General features: G+C 39.2%; 17 protein-coding genes. 15 read left to right on the top strand and 2 right to left on the bottom strand.

Annotation, left to right across the window (positions count from 1 at the left end; all coding sequences use genetic code 11):
- The first annotated feature begins 126 nt into the window (after nucleotides 1-126).
- The 4 genes from J0J35_RS08125 to J0J35_RS08110 all read left to right on the top strand — a co-directional run bounded on the left by J0J35_RS08125 (nucleotide 127) and on the right by J0J35_RS08110 (nucleotide 3631).
- Nucleotides 127-1473: a glucose-6-phosphate isomerase gene (locus tag J0J35_RS08125; protein WP_003133148.1), complete on the top strand. Its 1347-nt coding sequence runs from the start codon at nucleotides 127-129 to the stop codon at nucleotides 1471-1473.
- A 98-nt stretch (nucleotides 1474-1571) separates the two neighbouring features.
- Nucleotides 1572-2111, top strand: a complete 540-nt coding sequence (gene rsmD, locus J0J35_RS08120; protein WP_019293304.1) for a 16S rRNA (guanine(966)-N(2))-methyltransferase RsmD — start codon at nucleotides 1572-1574, stop codon at nucleotides 2109-2111.
- Nucleotides 2101-2598 (top strand): pantetheine-phosphate adenylyltransferase, encoded by a 498-nt coding sequence (gene coaD / locus J0J35_RS08115; RefSeq protein ID WP_206916593.1) that lies wholly within the window; start codon nucleotides 2101-2103, stop codon nucleotides 2596-2598. Before rsmD ends, coaD begins: the two co-directional genes overlap by 11 nt.
- Nucleotides 2588-3631: a SepM family pheromone-processing serine protease gene (locus J0J35_RS08110; RefSeq protein ID WP_206916591.1), complete on the top strand. Its 1044-nt coding sequence runs from the start codon at nucleotides 2588-2590 to the stop codon at nucleotides 3629-3631. Before coaD ends, J0J35_RS08110 begins: the two co-directional genes overlap by 11 nt.
- A gap of 31 nt (nucleotides 3632-3662) precedes the next feature.
- On the opposite strand, the gene adhE is transcribed toward J0J35_RS08110, so the two are convergent.
- Both adhE and J0J35_RS08100 read right to left on the bottom strand, forming a co-directional pair.
- Complete coding sequence (adhE, locus tag J0J35_RS08105) at nucleotides 3663-6356, bottom strand: bifunctional acetaldehyde-CoA/alcohol dehydrogenase (protein ID WP_206916590.1); 2694 nt, start codon at nucleotides 6354-6356, stop codon at nucleotides 3663-3665.
- A 155-nt stretch (nucleotides 6357-6511) separates the two neighbouring features.
- Nucleotides 6512-7552: a lactonase family protein gene (locus tag J0J35_RS08100; protein ID WP_019291938.1), complete on the bottom strand. Its 1041-nt coding sequence runs from the start codon at nucleotides 7550-7552 to the stop codon at nucleotides 6512-6514.
- Nucleotides 7553-7824: 272 nt separating this feature from the next.
- Here J0J35_RS08100 and rpsB point away from each other — a divergent pair, with 272 nt between their 5' ends.
- The 11 genes from rpsB to J0J35_RS08045 all read left to right on the top strand — a co-directional run bounded on the left by rpsB (nucleotide 7825) and on the right by J0J35_RS08045 (nucleotide 17836).
- Complete coding sequence (gene rpsB, locus J0J35_RS08095) at nucleotides 7825-8598, top strand: 30S ribosomal protein S2 (RefSeq protein ID WP_003133158.1); 774 nt, start codon at nucleotides 7825-7827, stop codon at nucleotides 8596-8598.
- Between the two features lie 76 nt (nucleotides 8599-8674).
- A complete protein-coding gene (gene tsf / locus J0J35_RS08090) occupies nucleotides 8675-9703 on the top strand; it encodes a translation elongation factor Ts (protein ID WP_003133160.1) in 1029 nt (342 codons plus the stop codon).
- A gap of 214 nt (nucleotides 9704-9917) precedes the next feature.
- Nucleotides 9918-11648 carry a septation ring formation regulator EzrA gene (gene ezrA / locus J0J35_RS08085; RefSeq protein WP_017369501.1) on the top strand — a complete coding sequence of 577 codons (1731 nt, stop codon included), beginning with the start codon at nucleotides 9918-9920 and terminating at the stop codon, nucleotides 11646-11648.
- A gap of 146 nt (nucleotides 11649-11794) precedes the next feature.
- Nucleotides 11795-12901 carry a ribosome biogenesis GTPase YqeH gene (yqeH, locus tag J0J35_RS08080; RefSeq protein ID WP_029343497.1) on the top strand — a complete coding sequence of 369 codons (1107 nt, stop codon included), beginning with the start codon at nucleotides 11795-11797 and terminating at the stop codon, nucleotides 12899-12901.
- 2 nt (nucleotides 12902-12903) lie between these two features.
- Nucleotides 12904-14139, top strand: a complete 1236-nt coding sequence (gene hflX, locus J0J35_RS08075) for a GTPase HflX (RefSeq protein WP_206916588.1) — start codon at nucleotides 12904-12906, stop codon at nucleotides 14137-14139.
- Nucleotides 14140-14153: 14 nt separating this feature from the next.
- Nucleotides 14154-14462, top strand: a complete 309-nt coding sequence (yhbY, locus tag J0J35_RS08070; RefSeq protein ID WP_017369498.1) for a ribosome assembly RNA-binding protein YhbY — start codon at nucleotides 14154-14156, stop codon at nucleotides 14460-14462.
- 3 nt (nucleotides 14463-14465) lie between these two features.
- The gene (locus tag J0J35_RS08065) at nucleotides 14466-15059 is read left to right on the top strand and encodes a nicotinate-nicotinamide nucleotide adenylyltransferase (RefSeq protein WP_003133170.1); all 594 of its coding nucleotides are present in this window, start codon (nucleotides 14466-14468) and stop codon (nucleotides 15057-15059) included.
- A complete protein-coding gene (gene yqeK, locus J0J35_RS08060) occupies nucleotides 15052-15645 on the top strand; it encodes a bis(5'-nucleosyl)-tetraphosphatase (symmetrical) YqeK (protein ID WP_019335775.1) in 594 nt (197 codons plus the stop codon). Before J0J35_RS08065 ends, yqeK begins: the two co-directional genes overlap by 8 nt.
- 26 nt (nucleotides 15646-15671) lie before the next feature.
- On the top strand, nucleotides 15672-16031 hold the full coding sequence (gene rsfS, locus J0J35_RS08055) for a ribosome silencing factor (RefSeq protein ID WP_206916579.1): 360 nt from the start codon (nucleotides 15672-15674) through the stop codon (nucleotides 16029-16031).
- Complete coding sequence (locus tag J0J35_RS08050) at nucleotides 16032-16763, top strand: class I SAM-dependent methyltransferase (protein WP_206916570.1); 732 nt, start codon at nucleotides 16032-16034, stop codon at nucleotides 16761-16763.
- Nucleotides 16751-17836, top strand: a complete 1086-nt coding sequence (locus tag J0J35_RS08045) for a nucleotidyltransferase (RefSeq protein ID WP_206916569.1) — start codon at nucleotides 16751-16753, stop codon at nucleotides 17834-17836. The genes J0J35_RS08050 and J0J35_RS08045 overlap by 13 nt, the downstream gene beginning before the upstream one ends.
- Nucleotides 17837-17871: the final 35 nt, after the last annotated feature.

Genomic DNA, 17871 nt, shown 5'->3' with positions numbered 1-17871 from the left:
CTAATTGTGGGAACTTTTTCTTTTTGGTATAGATAGGTTTACAATATCTTAAATTTTCATTTCTTGTTAAACCTATGGAAAAGTGATAAAATAAACAAAGAAAAAAACTCTAAGGAGAGATATAAGATGGCACATATTAAATTTGACTATTCTAAATTGAAACCATTTGTAGCTGATAAAGAACTTGACGAAATTCAATGGCAAGTTGATGGCGCAGATAAACTTCTTCGTGAAGGAACCGGTGCTGGTTCTGACTTCATCGGTTGGTTAGATCTTCCAGAAGACTATGATAAAGAAGAATTTGCACGCATTCAAAAAGCAGCAAGCAAAATTCAATCTGACTCAGAAGTTCTTATTGTTATCGGTATCGGTGGTTCATACCTTGGTGCCCGCGCTGCAATTGACTTCTTGAACAACAGCTTTGTTAATCTTCAATCAAAAGAAGAACGTAAAGCACCACAAATTCTTTATGCAGGAAATTCAATTTCTTCAAGCTATCTTTCAGACTTGGTAGAATATGTGGCAGATAAAGATTTCTCTGTTAATGTTATCTCTAAATCAGGAACAACAACTGAACCAGCAATTGCTTTCCGTGTCTTTGAAGAACTTTTGGTTAAAAAATATGGCCGTGAAGAAGCAAATAAACGTATCTATGCAACAACAGATAAAGAAAAAGGTGCCGTTAAAGTTAATGCTGATGCAAACAACTGGGATACTTTTGTTGTGCCGGATTCAGTTGGCGGACGTTTTTCAGTTTTGACAGCTGTTGGTCTCTTGCCTATCGCAGCATCAGGTGCTGATATTACAGCTCTTATGGAAGGTGCTAACGCAGCGCGCAAAGAATATACAGCCACAGACGTACGTGAAAATGATGCTTATGCTTATGCAGCGCTTCGTAATATCCTTTACCGCAAAGGTAAACTTTCAGAAATCTTGATTAACTATGAGCCATCATTGCAATACTTCTCAGAATGGTGGAAACAGTTGGCAGGTGAATCTGAAGGCAAAGATCAAAAAGGTATTTATCCAACATCAGCAAACTTCTCAACAGACTTACACTCATTGGGTCAATTTATCCAAGAAGGTACACGTTCTGTATTTGAAACAGCTATTCGTGTTGAAAAACCACGTAAGAACATTAACATTCCTGAACTTGAAGCAGATCTTGATGGTCTTGGCTACTTGCAAGGTAAAGATGTTGACTTTGTCAACAAAAAAGCAGCTGACGGTGTTCTCCTTGCACACACAGATGGTGACGTTCCAAATATGATCGTTACTTTGCCTGAGCAAGATGAATTCACTTTAGGTTACACTATCTACTTCTTTGAGCTTGCAATTGCGATCTCAGGCTACTTGAATGGTATCAATCCATTTGACCAACCAGGTGTTGAAGCTTACAAACGTAACATGTTTGCACTTCTTGGCAAACCAGGATTTGAAGAATTGAGTGCTGAATTGAACGCACGTCTTTAATCAAAAATGAGATAAAAACAAAAACCACAGTACATCATTGAACTGTGGTTTTTTTGATGCTTGTGGGCGAAGAAGATACAGTGTGCTATAATAGAACAATGAGAGTTGTAGCAGGAAATTATGGTGGTAGACCACTGAAAACATTGGCAGGAAAAACAACACGTCCAACGACAGACAAAGTTAAAGGAGCAATTTTTAATATGATTGGTCCATATTTTGAAGGTGGACGAGTTCTGGATTTATTCTCAGGTTCAGGTTCGCTTGCTATAGAAGCTGTATCACGTGGGATGGACAATGCTGTAATGGTTGAAAAAGACCGTTCAGCACAGCTGGTGATTGCAGAAAATATTAAGATGACCAAGGAAGAGAAAAAGTTTCAACTTCTTAAAATGCCAGCAGAACGTGCTTTGGCTAATCTTTCTGGACAGTTCAACTTAGTTTTATTAGACCCACCTTATGCGAAAGAAAGTATTGTTGCTAACCTAGAAGAAATGCAGAAAAAAAACTTGTTGGCAGATGATGCTGTCGTGGTTTGTGAGACGGATAAGGAGGTCACACTTCCGGAAAATATCGGTCACTTGTCGTTAAGTAAAGAAAAAGTATATGGAATTTCAAAGGTAACCATCTATGAAAGATAAAATCGGTTTATTTACGGGCACTTTTGACCCGGTCACAAAAGGCCATCTTGATATCATTGAACGTGCCAGTAAGCTTTTTGATAAGCTTTATATCGGTATTTTTAAAAATGAAGCTAAAAATCCTTTGTTCAGTCTAGAAGAACGTGTAGCTCTAATCGAAACAGCCTTAGCAGATTTACAATTAACCAATGTGTCAGTCATTGCACATGCGAGTGATCTGACAGTAAATATTGCGGAGAAACTTGAGGTAACAGCGCTTGTTCGGTCCGTTCGCAATGCGGCTGATTTAGACTATGAGAAAAATATGATTTACTTTAACCGTGAAATGACAGGGGTCGAAACCATCTTACTGACTGCAAAACCAGAACTCGAAAATATTAGTTCTACCCGAATGCGTGAACTTTATCATTTTGGTCAAGACCTAAGTCGATGGTTACCTACAAATGTTATTGAAACATTGAATGAGAAAAAAGCACATGAAAAATGAAAAAATAAAAAAGCATAAAAAACTAAAGCTATTCTTTGCCATCGCGCTACCGCTTCTTATTGTAGTGGGTTTATTCTTCCCCTTACCTTACTATATCGAGCAGCCAGGAGGAACCATTCCAGTTAACCAAATGGTTGATGTTGCAGGGAAAAAAGACGAACATAAAGGCAACTTTTATTTAACGACAGTTGAAATGGTTCGCGCCAATGCAGCAAGTATGCTTTATTCCAAGTCGAACTCTTTTGCCACTGTTGTGAGTAGTGAAGAGATGACGGGTGGAATGACCAATCAGCAATTTGACTTGGTCAACCAGTTTTATATGCAGACAGCGCAAAACACGGCTATTTATCAGGCCTTTAAGTTGGCAGGGAAACCTTATGAGATGAAGTATCAAGGTGTTTATGTTTTGAGCATCACTGAGGATTCAACCTTTAAAAATGACTTACAACTTTCAGATACGATAACGGCAGTTAATGGACATACTTTCAAATCTTCAACTGAGATGATTGATTATGTATCGCAACAAAAAGTTGGGGATAGCGTTACCATCAAATATACACGTGTGGATGGCAGTAATCATGAAGCCACAGGTAAGTACATTAAGTTGAGTAATGGTAAAACAGGGATTGGTATTGGTTTAGTAGATCATACCCAGGTTGTGACAGACCCTAAAGTTAAAATCGATGCTGGAAGTATTGGCGGGCCAAGTGCTGGTATGATGTTTACCTTGGAAATATATAGCCAAATCACAGGCAAAGATTTACGTCAAGGACGCGAAATTGCAGGTACTGGAACGATCAATGAGGATGGCAGCATCGGGCAAATAGGTGGCGTTGATAAAAAAGTTGCTACAGCAAGTAATGCGGGCGCAAAAATTTTCCTTTGCCCAGATGAAACGGAAGAACAGACAAAGGCTTCTGGTACAACAAATAACTACACAGAAGCGCTTGCGGCAGCTAAAAAGTTGAATACAGATATGAAAATTGTACCTGTAAAGACGATTCAAGATGCGCTAGATTATCTCGAAAAATAAAAAAAGCTGTAAATTACAGCTTTTTTTATGCTTAATATTGATCTTGTAAGAGTGTTTTAAGCTCTGAAATACTTGGCTGGCGTGGATTTCCAGGTGTGCATTGATCATCATAAACAAGGTTTGCAAGCTTATCGAGTTCACGTTCCAAGTGGTTTTTATCAACACCATTTCCTGATAGAGTGACATCGATATCGATGCTGTCCGTCAATTTTTTAATTTCCTTAATAAGTTTGTCTACGAGTTCCGCATCATCTTTACCTGTAAGACCAATATAACGCGCAATTTCAGCGTAATCTTCTTGGGCACGGTAAATCTCATAACGTGGGTATGGTGTACGTTTAACGTTTCCTGTTACAGCGTTAAATTTAATGACGTGAGGCATAGCGATAGCGATAGCTAAACCATGTGGTAATTCAAACTCACCCCCCACTTTGTGGGCTAGGGAGTGATTAATACCGAGAAATGCATTGGCAAAAGCCATACCAGCTAAGGTTGCTGCATTGTGCATATTGGCGCGTGCGACTTGTCCTTCTTTAGAAGGCTTTGATGGGTCGTAGTGATATGAGGTTGTCAAATTATCAAAGATTAACTTAATGGCACGAAGTGATAATGGTTTAGTATAATCCGAAGCCATGACTGAAACATAGGATTCAAGCGCGTGACTGAGGGCATCAATACCTGACCAAGCCACAGTACGTTTTGGCACGGTCATAACAAATTCAGGGTCAACAATAGCTACTTGAGGTGTAAGTTGATAATCAGCTAAAGGATATTTAACATGGGTTTCATCATCGGTGATAACAGCAAAGGGCGTTACTTCAGAACCTGTACCAGAAGTGGTCGGAATACATACCAATTGCGTTTGATCTTGATGCGGGAATTTGACGATACGTTTACGAATATCGATGAATTTTTGCGCCAACTGCTCAAAGAGAGCTTTTAGTGCAACGTCATCATTGAGGTCAACCTCTCCACGAACAGAGTATTCATAAATCAAGCGGCCAATTTTTGCTGCATCAAGTGGAGAACCACCGCCGAGTGCGATAACTGTGTCAGGTTTAAAATCAGCCATTTGTCGAGCAATTTCAATCGCTTGTGAAAGTGTTGGGTCAGGTTTTACAGAACCATATATTGAAGTTTGAACTTGTGTTTCACGAACGGCCAATTGTTCAAGCATGTGGTCGACAAAGCCAAATTGCAACATGCCGTGGTCTGTGACGACAAAAGCACGCTCGATATTAGGCATTTCTTGTAGGTAAGAAATAGAGTTGTTTTCGTAGTAAATTTCTTTTGGCAGACGAACCCATTGTGGGCGATTACGACGACGTGCCACTGTTTTGATATTCAATAGATCATATGTACTCAAATTGTGTGAGATTGAATTTTTCCCCCATGAACCAGTTCCTAAAGTCAGCGATGGACGCATTGCATCAGTATAGATATCACCAACGCCTCCAATAGAATCTGGTTGGTTAACTAAGATACGTGCAGCACCAATAGCATCAGCATATTCTTTCACAAAAGGATCGTCTTGTGCACCTATCTGGATAGCCGCATTATGCCCAGCGCCTTGATAAGCCAAAAGTTTCTGAACGATGGCGGTACCATTTTCGCGTGAGGTAGATTTGTAAATTGACAAAAGCGGGCTAAGCTTTTCAGAAGAGAGAGCTTCACCAATGTTTTTTTCTTCCAATTCAAAGAGAAGAACATCTTTTCCTTCAGGTACTTTTACGCCTGCTTGTTCAGCAATCCATGGGCCAGGACGGCCGGCAACTGGACCAGTTACTCCGAAGCCCTCACCCGCACGCTCAACAAAAACAAATTTTTCGATGGCTGAATAATCTTCCTTTGGAACATTGTAAGCACCGTGAGCTTGAAGTTTTTCGAGGAATTCATCGTAAATTTCTGCAGCAACTACAGCAGAGTTTTCGGTAGCGCAAATCATGCCGTTATCAAAACGTTTAGAAAGTAGCAGGTCTTCAACTGCACGATCCACATTTGCAGTAGCATCAACGAAGACGGCACCATTACCTGCTCCCACTCCTAGTGAAGGATTGCCTGACTTGAGTGCTGCATTAACCATTCCGGGTCCACCTGTAGCTAGAATAGAAGCAATACCGTGGTTTTGGATAAGTGCAGTAGTGTTGTAAAGACTTGGATCTTCGACCCATTGGATAAAGTTCTCAGGTGCCCCAGCTTTTAGGGCAGCTTCGTAGACAATACGTGCGGCATGAGAGGAACAATTTTGGGCTTGAGGATGAAAGGCGAATACGATAGCATTTCGTGTTTTTGCTGTTAAAAGTGATTTGAAAATTGTTGTAGAAGTAGGGTTGGTTGTTGGTACAATTCCTGCAAGCACACCCAAAGGGGCTGCAATTTCTACTGAGCCAGCAACTTTGTTCTCGCTGATTACTCCTACTGTTTTATCATTTTTAATTGAATTATAAACAGATTCTGAAGCAAAGCGGTTTTTAGTATCCTTATCCTCAACGATTCCTCGCCCTGTTTCATTATGAGCTTCGTGCGCAAGTTCCAGGGAATGTTCGCTTGCCGCTAAGGCCATTGCTGCGACAATTTTATCTACTTGCACTTGTGTGTAGCCTTCAAATTGTAAAGTGGCTTGATGTGCTTTTTTGACAAGACCGTCTGTATATTGCTCTGCTTTTTCCGCAAGTACAGCTTTATCAGCGGTTGTTAGTTCTTTTTTGGTATTCTTGCTTGACATATTTAAATTTCTCCTTTGTGAAATTTATCACGTTATTATTTTAACAAACTTTGAAAGTGCTGTCAAATAATATTGTGTAAAACCACACAAACTTTTTTTGATAAAATACTATCTGCATTTTAATGATAAAAAAACCGCCTTAAGGGCGGTTTTCATTAGAGTGTTGGTAAAATACATGTGCCCTCTGGGCTATAAAAATCTTTTTGCTTAAGTGTGAGCATTCCTGTTTTCCTATTACGGCGGAAAAGACTAATATTATCGCTATCTTGATGTGCTACGATAATAAAATCTTCTGTACTGTTGAAATTGAAATCGCGGGGCGTTTCCCCTTCAGTTTTTACAATATCTTCTAAAGTTATCTTTGTCCCTAAGGGGCTCACACTGTAGATGGCGATAGAATTATGTCCACGATTTGAAGCATAAAGAAATGCACCATCGGAAGAAAGACGGAGAGCAGATGCGCTCTTTGTGCCTTCAAAATCTACTGGAAGAGTACTGATTGTTTCCAGTGCAGCAAAGCGTCCTTTTTCTTCATTATAGCTGAGAACAGTTACAGTAGAAGAAAACTCACCAATAGCATAAGCAATCTTACCATTGGGATGGAAAGTAAGATGACGTACTCCAGTACCTGCAGGCATACGATAGAGGCTTACAAGAGAGAGCTTGCCTTCTTCACCAACAACATCGTAAACTGTAATCTCATCTGTACCCAAATCACAAGTAACTAAGCGTCCGTCAGGTGTAAGATCTGTGTAATGCACGTGAGGGCGTTCTTGGCCAGGGTGTACTTTTGATCCCTCGCCTTCATGTTTTACAGTGTCTGTTAAGGTAAGCGACCCATCTTTTTGAATTTTGTAGACACGGATTTCCCCTAAGTGATAATTGGCACCGTAAACAAAACCACGTTTATTATCAACGGCTACATAGCACAGAGGTGCGCCAACACTAGTAACATAGTTGAGAAGCTCTGTTTTACCTCTTTTATAGCTGAGAGCAGCAATACCGCCACCATTTTCATCTGCAGCACAAGTGTAAAGGTGCTGTTTTGTTTTGTCCAAAGCAAAATAAGTAGCATTTTGAACATGAGCAACTTCAGTTAGATTAGAAAGTTCTTCCTTTGCAATATCTAGGTCAAAACTATAAATCCCCTTTGATTCACGCTTAGTGTAACCGCCAACTAGAATTTTTTCACGCATATCTTGGCTCCTTTAACATTTAATATTCGTATAATTATTTTATCATAAATGAGCGTTTTCAGGAAACTAAATCTCTTGGAATTTGCGAAGATAGGACAGCCAACAAAATGACACAACAAGCTCTTGCAATAAGGGAGTGTTTAGTGTATAATAGTACTGTTGTCTATGGGCAATAATTTCACATTTTGACTTGACAGTGTCGTAGTGCACTTGTGTAGCGGCATTGGCTGACAGTTAAAAGAGGAAAAACTATTTTAAAAGGAGACATTAATATGTCAGTTATTTCAATGAAACAACTTCTTGAAGCTGGTGTTCACTTCGGTCACCAAACTCGTCGTTGGAACCCAAAAATGAAACCATACATCTTCACAGAACGTAATGGTATCCACGTTATCGACCTTCAAAAAACAGTTAAACTTGTTGACGATGCTTACAACTATGTACGTAACGCTTCATCTGAAGGTGCTGTAGTACTTTTTGTTGGTACTAAAAAACAAGCTTCAGAAGCTGTTAAAGAAGAAGCACTTCGTGCTGGTCAATACTATGTAAACCACCGTTGGCTTGGTGGTATGCTCACTAACTGGAATACTATCCAAAAACGTGTAGCACGCCTTAAATCAATCAACAAAATGGAAGAAGACGGAACTTTCGAAGTATTGCCTAAGAAAGAAGTTGTTCTTTTGAACAAAGAACGCGAACGTCTTGAAAAATTCATCGGTGGTATCGCTGACATGCCTCGCATCCCAGATGTGATGTACGTTGTTGACCCACACAATGAACAAATCGCTATCCAAGAAGCTCAAAAATTGGGAATCCCAGTTGTAGCAATGGTTGATACAAATGCTGACCCAGATCCAATCGACGTTATTATCCCAGCAAACGATGATGCTATCCGTGCAGTTAAATTGATCACTGCTAAAATGGCTGACGCTATCATCGAAGGTCGTCAAGGCGAAGATTCAGTAGAAGCTGAACTTGCGGTTAAAGATACTGCTGCTTCAGAAGAATCACTTGAAGAACTTGCTGAAATCGTTGAAGGCAAATAATTTGTAATGAATAATACAGGCGAGGCCCTACGCCTCCCTGTTTTTTTATAAAATATAATAATAGGAGAATTATACAATGGCAGTAACAGCAGCTCAAGTAAAAGAATTGCGTGAAAAAACTGGTGCAGGTATCATGGATGCTAAACGTGCACTTGTTGAAACTGATGGAAATATGGAAGCAGCCGCTGAGCTCCTTCGTGAAAAAGGTATTGCGAAAGCTGAGAAAAAAGCTGACCGTATCGCCGCTGAAGGTTTGACAGGTATCGCTGTAAATGGTAATACTGCAGCACTTATCGAATTGAACTCAGAAACAGACTTCGTTGCTAAAAATGAACAATTCGTTGCTATCGTTAAAGAAACAGCTGAACTTATTGCAGAGAAAAAACCTGCAACTAATGAAGAAGCTTTGGCTTTGACAACTGCAGAAGGTATCAGCCTTGAAGATTCTTACACACAAGCTACAGCGACAATTGGTGAAAAAATTTCATTCCGTCGTTTCCAACTTATCGAAAAAACAGATGCGCAAACCTTTGGTGTTTACCAACACAACCAAGGTCGTATCGGTGTAGTTACAGTTGTTGAAGGTGGAGATGCTGAGCTGGCTAAAGCAGTTGCAATGCATATCGCTGCGATGAACCCAACTGTTCTCTCTTACAAAGAGTTGGATGCTGAGTTTGTTCATGATGAGTTAGCTAAATTAAACCACACAATCGATGAAGATAACGAAAGCCGCAAATTGGTAAACAAACCAATGCTTCCACATCTTGCCTACGGATCACGTAGCCAATTGACTGAAGAAGTTCTTGCAAATGCTGAAGCAGAAATGAAAGAAGAACTTTTGGCTGAAGGTAAACCAGAAGCGATCTTGGGTAAAATCATCCCTGGTAAAGTTGCAAAATTCATCATTGATAACACTAAAGTCGACCAAGCCTACACACTTCTTGGACAACTTTATGTTATGGATGACAGCAAAACAGTAGAAGCTTTCCTTGAGTCTAAAGGGGCTAAAGTTGTAGCATTCACACGTTACGAAGTGGGTGAAGGTATCGAGAAAGCAGAAAATAACTTCGCGGCTGAAGTTGCTGAAGCAGCAGGTCTTGCTTAATTATAAAAAAACAGTTCATTAGAGCTGTTTTTTTTATGACTATTTGTGTGAAGCGCTTCTTTTTCATGGTTTTAAACTTATAGTGTGTGTAATCTAAAAAATGTAGAAAAGTGATGTAAAATCAAATATAATGTGCTATAATAAAGAGTGAAACTTTGTATTTAAAAATAAGTTTAAATAAAAAGATAAAATTACCTAAAGTTTTGGAGAGAAGATGTCAAGTACAATAATTATTCTTTTGGGCGTTCTCATAGTGATTGTCGTTGGATTCTATGTATTTTCAATGGTAATGCGTAAGAAAACAGAAAATCGTATTCTTGAGTTGGAAGAGCGCAAAGAGCTGCTTTTTGATTTACCTGTGCAAGAAGAATTAGATGCCGTCAAGAAGATGCATCTCGTTGGACAGTCACAGACCATTTTCCGTGAATGGAACCAAAAATGGATTGATTTGTCATCAGATTCATTTGCTGATTTAGAAAACCATATTTTTGAAGCTGAGCAATTGAATGACTCCTTCCATTTTTTCCGTGCACGTGAGTCTGCTGATGATAGCGAAGCACAAATCGAAGTTATGGAATCTGAAGTCGAAGCGATTCGTGCAGGTGTTGCAGAGTTGGTCGAACAAGAAAAACGTAATTCGACAAAAATTCAAGAATCTCTTGACCTTTATGAAACACTCCGCGATGAAATCACTGATAACCAAGAAAAATATGGTACAGTTATTGACGAAATTAACCGTCACTTAGCAAACATAGAAACAGAATTTTCACAGTTTGTTACGCTTAACTCAACAGGGGATCCGATTGAAGCAGCCGAAGTGTTAGAAACTGCGGAAGAACATACAATTGCTTTGCGTGCAATTACAGAGCAAATCCCAGACTTGCTTGTTGTTGTCGATAAAGAGTTGCCAAAACAAATTGAAGAGTTAGAAGAAACAGTTCATAAGTTCGAAGAGGAAGATTACGTACTTCCTGCAAGTGTTAACCTTGAGAATGAAATGAAAGCTATCCAAGATGATTTGGAGGAAGCTAAAGCCCTTCTTGACAGTTTTGAACTTGAAGCAACGGAAGCCCGTATTTCTTCAATTAATGACCGTATTAACGGTATTTATGACATTTTTGAGCGTGAATATAAAGCACGTCGTAGCGTAGAAAAACGCGTCAATATTCTCCGAAGCTATATCGAACACACACGTGCAAACAACAAAAACCTCTTGTTAGAAATCGACCACACGATGCAGTCATATTTGCTGTCTGACAATGAAAAAGCAGCTGTACGTAGCTACTCTGAACATCTTGATATCCTCGAAGGGGAAGTTGACAGTGTGCTTGAAGCAGTTAAAGAAAAACAAAAACCTTACTCTGCTTTAGGTGGAAATGTAAATTCAATCATTGAAGCTTTGGAAGATATCGAAAAGAACCAAATTAGTATTAGTGAAGGACTTGCTAACTTACGTGAGCAAGAAAAAGTTGCACAAGAAGCTGCTGATCGCTTTGACTCAGAATTACGCATCATCAAGCGTTATGTGGAAAAACGTAACCTTCCAGGTTTACCGAAAGATTATTTAGATCTCTTCTTTGCGACAAGTGAGCGCTTAGAAGCCCTCTTTAAAGAATTAGGTAAAGTACGTATTAATATTGATGTAGTGAACCATCAACTTGACACATCTACTCAAGATATGGAAGCCTTGAAAGATGCAACAGATGATTTAGTAGATCATGCCGTTCTTGCAGAACAGTTGATGCAATATGCTAATCGTTATAAAGCAAGTGATGAACGTATTGCTGGAGCCATTGCTCGAAGCTTACAGCTCTTTGATCGTGCGCGCAACTATGATGGAGCTTTTAACGAAATTTCAAACGCTCTAGAAATGGTTGAACCAGGAGCAGCAGAACGTATTGCAAATGTATACAATAATCACAAAGAAAAACCAGATTATCGTTAATAAAAAGACGTAAGGAAACTTACGTCTTTTTATTTTATATCATTTTAAAATGTCCTTTCCTAACAAGCTCAAGTCTCGAATAAAAGGACAAATGGTTATTGTATGAAATATGTTATAATAGGCCTATGAATGAAACTGAAAATATTATGGAAGAATTGCATTGCATTGGCTGCGGTGCATTGATTCAAACAAAAGATAAAAATGCCTTGGGTTTCCTGCCTGCAGGAGCGCTAGCGAAAAGAGGAGAAGATGACGCACTGTACTGTCAACGTTGCTTCCGCCTTCGTCACTATAATGAAATCGCTGATGTCAGCTTGACAGACGATGATTTTTTGCGCCTTTTGAGCGAAATCGGTGAGCATGATGCGTTAATCGTGAATGTTGTTGACATCTTTGATTTTAATGGCTCCTTGATCCCAAGCTTGCATCGTTTTACGGGCAATAATGACCTTCTCTTAGTAGCCAATAAGAAAGACATTCTGCCGCACTCATTAAAAGTTGGTAAAATGAGCGCTTGGCTCAAGGAGCAAGCAAAGAAAGCTGGTCTCCGTCCTCTTGATGTTCTTGTAACTTCAGCTAAAAATCAAGATGATGTTCGAGAACTCATGGAAAAAATTGAGAAAATGCGTAAAGGTCGTGATGTTTACGTAGTTGGTGTAACGAATGTAGGTAAATCTACATTAATTAATGCCATTATCAAACTTGTCACAGGGGATGACAATGTCATTACCACTAGCCGTTTTCCAGGGACGACTTTAGATAAGATTGAGATTCCTCTTGATGATGATAGCTTGCTTATTGATACACCGGGGATTATTCATCGTGGACAAATGGCGCACTATCTTGAAGCAAAAGACCTGAAACTCGTTTCACCTAAAAAAGAAATCAAGCCTAAAACTTATCAACTTAATGCAGGGCAAACTCTATTTTTAGGGGGGCTTGCACGTTTTGACTATATACAAGGTGAAAAACAAGGGCTTACTGTTTTTTGTGATAATGAGTTAGATATTCATCGTACAAAATTAGAAGGAGCTACTGAATTTTATGAAAAACATGTGGGTGGTTTACTTCAACCGCCACGTGCGAAAAATCTTTCGGACTTTCCAAAACTCATCCGTAAAGAATTTTCTGTCAAAGAAAAATCAGATATTGTCTTCTCTGGTCTAGGATGGATTCGGGTTGCGGAACGTGGCGTTGTGGCAGCATGGGTACCAGAAGGTGTAGACGTAGTTCTGCGTAAGGCATTGGTATAAGTATGATAAATCTAGAAGAAAAACAAGAACGTGTCTTACTCGTTGGCGTAGAGACCTTTGAAAATAGCGAAAATTTTGAAAGCTCGATGCTTGAACTAGCTGAACTCACAAAAACAGCAGGGGGGATTGTGATTGATGCCTTTACACAAAAGCGGGACAAATACGATACTAAATTTCTGATTGGAACCGGCAAGCTTGAACAAATGAGGTGGGCAATTGAAGTCGGAGAAATAGACACGGTCATTTTCAATGACCGTCTGACACCTCGCCAAAATATTAATCTGGAAGAAGCTTTAGGAATCAAAGTTATTGATCGGATGCAATTGATATTGGATATTTTTGCATTGCGGGCGCGGTCTCATGAAGGGATGCTTCAAGTCGAACAAGCTCAGCTTAGCTATTTGTTACCACGCTTGGTCGGCCAAGGTATCATGCTCAGTCGTCAAGGAGGAGGTATCGGCTCCAAAGGTCCTGGTGAAAGTAAACTTGAAACAGACCGTCGTTATATTCGGACACGTATTGAAAATATAGATAAACAGCTCCAAAAAGTTGAAAAAACCCGTGAAACGATTCGGAAAAAGCGTAAAGAAAGCTCTATCTTTAAAATCGGATTGATTGGCTATACGAATGCCGGGAAGTCAAGCATAATGAATGCTTTGACTGAAAAAACGCAATATGAAAAAGATGAACTTTTTGCTACACTAGATGCAACAACCAAGTTGGTAAAAATAAAAGAGGATTTTACAGTCAGTCTTACAGATACAGTTGGTTTTATTCAAGATTTGCCGACGGAGCTGATTAAGGCATTCAAGTCGACTTTAGAAGAGTCGACTCATGTGGATTTACTCATCCATGTCATTGACGCGAGTAATCCCCATCATGAAGTCCATGAAAAAACAGTCCAAAAATTGATGGAAGAAATGGAAATTCAAGGTATTCCTGTGTTAAATGTCTATAATAAGATGGATATTGCTAAGGATTTTGTACCTACTTTGACACCAGCAGTACAGCTTTCGATTAAGTCAGACGAAGGTGTCCAGTGGTTGCGTACGGCAATTTTAGAAAAATTGCATGAGCTCTTTGTTGCTTTTGAGTTAGATTTGCCTTATGCAATGGCTTATAAACTACCTGAACTGAAAAAAATAGCCATGGTCAACGAAGTTGTTGAAGGTGAAACAGCTTATAAAGTTAAAGGGATCATTGCTCCCAGCATGACCTGGAAGCTGGATAATTATTAGAAAAGAGAATTAAAATGGAATTAACTGGAAAACAAAAGCGTTACCTGCGAAGCCTCGCAGTAAATATTCGCCCCATAGTTCAAATCGGAAAATCTGGACTGTCGAACGAAATTCTTACAAGTATTCGCCACGCTGCAGATGCGCGTGAATTAATTAAAGTTAACATCTTACAAAACTCTGATGAAACTGCCAAAGATGTTGCAGCGATGATTGATGAAATGGGGCTCAACGTTGTCCAAATTATCGGACGTAATGTAGTAGTCTTTAAGGTTAGTGATCGTAAAGAAAATCGTAAAATTTCAGAAGATGTAAAAAAGGTATAAGTTATGTCGCTTGAACTTCTAACACCTTTTACTAAGGTGGATCTACAAGAGGAAAATGCTCGTGTTCGCCGTGCCATCGGTCTTTTTTGGGGAAGTTTCAATCCTGTACACATCGCACATTTAACAATCGCTGATCAAGTGCGTCAGCAGCTGAATTTAGAACAAGTTGTGTTTCTTCCGGAACATAATACCGATGGGCATGTTACCCGCATGTTAGAGCTAGCACTGGAAGGAAAAGAAGGTCTTGTATTGAACAAATGCCGCTGCCAAGCAGATGAAGGCATATATGAAACAGTAAAGGCCCTCAAGGAAGAACATCCCGATACAGATTTTTACTTTATCATTGGGGGAGATTTAATCAATAGTTTACCAAGTTGGAAAAATATTGAGCAACTTTTAGAATTAGTACAGCTGGTTGGCGTACGTCGACCACGCTTCCGCGCGGGGACAAGTTATCCTATTTTGTGGGTGGATGTACCGGGAATGGATATCTCTGGTAATATGATACGTGAACAATTTAGCCGAGGGCTTGTTCCAAATTTCTTGTTAGCACCCAAAGTACTTGCTTATATTAAGAAAGAGGGACTTTATGTTTGATTTTTATCCAGAAGTAAACTTGTCAAGAGAAGAACTACTTGCGAAGATAAAAGCTCAAATGTCTGAAAAACGTTTCCAACATATCCTAGGAGTAGAGAAAGCAGCAGTTGCACTTGCTGAAAAATATGATGTAAATGTGCATAAAGCAAGTCTTGCTGCTCTGTTGCATGATTACGCAAAAGAAACAGCAGATGACATCTTTTTAGAACTGATTGAAAAGTATAACTTGAATCCTGATTTGAAAAATTGGGGCAATAACATATGGCATGGTACAGTGGGCATCTATAAAATGCAAGAAGATTTAGGTTTGAAAGATCCCGAAATTCTACATGCAATCGAGGTGCACACTGTAGGGGATGCAGCGATGTCTGACTTAGCAAAAGTACTTTATGTGGCGGACTATATTGAAGAGGGACGTGATTTCCCGGGTGTTATTGAAGCGCGAGCTATCGCGGATTACTCTCTGAATATGGCAGTTGCCTTTGAGACAATGCGACTTATTGATTATCTGGCTGAACTTCGTGTAAAAATTTACCCCCAAAGTATCGAAACATATAACGCATTTATCAAATATCTTAAAAAATAATAATAAAAATAGAAAATAGGAATAAAATGAATTCAAAACAATTACTCGAAACAGTTGTAAAAGCAGCCGATGATAAAAAAGCTTTAGATATTGTAGCACTTGATGTCGCTGCTGTGTCAGGCGTTGCAGATTATTTCGTTGTCCTTGAAGCAATGAATACGCGCCAGATTGATGCGATTGTCGATAATGTTGCTGAAGAAGCGGGTAAACTTGGTGTGCAAGCAGCAGGACATATCGAAGGGGATGCCCGTACAGGATGGGTTTTAGTTGACTTAGGTGACGTGATTGTCAATGTTTTTGACCATGATTCACGCTTGCGTTTTAACTTAGAGAAACTATGGTCAGATGCACCACTTGTTGATATTAATGAATGGATTTCTGAATAAATGACGGCTTCTTATGAGGAATTTGCCCGGGTCTATGATTCCGTAATGGATGAGGAGCTCTATGACTTGTGGTTTGAGTTTAGTCAAAGACATTTTCCAGCAAAAACGCAAAATATCATGGAATTGGCATGTGGTACAGGGATTCTCTCGATAAGATTTAGTCAAGCAGGCTATGAAGTAACCGGTGTTGATTTGTCAGAGGAAATGCTGACCATTGCAGATAAACGTACACGTCAGATGGGGGCAAAAATTACTTTTGCTGCCGGAGATATGCGTGAATTATCAGGAGAAACCACATTTGATGTTGTGACTTGCTATTCGGATTCGCTTTGTTACATGTCGAATGCTTCTGAAGTTCAACGCGTTTTTGATGGTGTTTATAATTCTTTAAATGCGGAAGGTGTGTTTATCTTTGATGTCCATTCGACATATCAAGTGGATTCGGTCTTTCCAGGTTACTCTTATCACGAAAACGATGAAGATTTTGCTTTTCTCTGGGATTCTTTTGTAGGGTATTACCCTCATTCAGTCGTCCATGAATTGACTTTCTTTGTTAAAGATTCCGATGGAAAATTTGTGCGTAAAGATGAAGTACATCAAGAGAGAACGTACCCAATAAAGGAATATTTGACAAGACTTCAAAAATTTTCTAAAGTAGAAGTATATGCTGATTTTGAAGATGAAAAACCTGAAGAAGAAAGCTTACGTTGGTTCTTTGTATGCAAAAAATAATAGGAATTGTTGCTGAGTTCAACCCTTTTCACAATGGACATAAATATTTATTAGATCAGGCAGGCGATGGTATAAAAATCGTTGCCATGTCTGGTAATTTTATGCAAAGGGGTGAACCGGCTCTTTTTGATAAATGGACAAGAGCTGAAATGGCTCTAAAAAATGGTGCAGATATCGTGGTTGAGCTTCCTGTCATGGGAGCTGTCCAAGCTGCTGATTTTTTTGCACAGGCAGCAGTGGATATTCTTGATAAAATGGGGATTGGTGAACTTGTTTTTGGTTCGGAGTCTACCCTTGATTATCAAAAAATCGTGAATCTTTATGAAGAGAAGTCAACCGAAATGGAGAACTTCATTAAAGATTTACCTGATACATTGAGTTATCCCGAAAAAACTCAGATGATGTGGCAGAAATTCTCAGGCTTACATTTTGATGGAAATACACCCAACCATGTCCTGGCTCTTGCTTATGCCAAAGCCAGTGCGGGCAAAGATATAAGACTACAAGCCATTCAGCGTAGTAACGATTTTCATTCTCGTAGTTTATCTGGTGAAATTGCTTCAGCAACAGCTATTAGAGCAAATATCGACCAACAAGATATTTTGAATTTTGTGCCGGAAAATTTAAAACAACTCTATCAGCACCCCAGAGTTTCTTGGGATAATTATTTCACTTTGCTTAAGTATAAGATAATCTCCCATGATTTGAGCCTTATTTTTCAAATGAATACAGAGTTGGAAAGTCGGATAAAAACAGCCATCAAGCAAGTGAATACTGTCGATGAATTGATAGAGGCAGTGCATACAAAACGATATACTAGAGCACGTGTAAGACGGCTTTTGACCTATGTTTTATTGGATATTCCACGTGATTTTCAGTTGCCTCAAAACATTCATGTTTTAGGTTTTACAAAGCAAGGACAACAACATCTGGCTAAAGTGAAGGATAAGCTTGTGACTCGCATTGGAAAAGATTCATGGGACTTACTTACGCAAAAATCAGATGATATTTATCAATTAGGAAATCGTAATTTTAAAGAACAGAACCATGGGCGCAAACCATTGATTTTGTGATATAATATTTAAGAATAAATTGAAAATAGGAGGTG

Source organism: Lactococcus sp. LG606 (assembly GCF_017309645.1).
GTDB classification, from domain to species: domain Bacteria; phylum Bacillota; class Bacilli; order Lactobacillales; family Streptococcaceae; genus Lactococcus; species Lactococcus petauri.
Note: the sequence above shows the minus strand (reverse complement) of the source record. Positions and strands in the feature narration are given on the sequence as shown.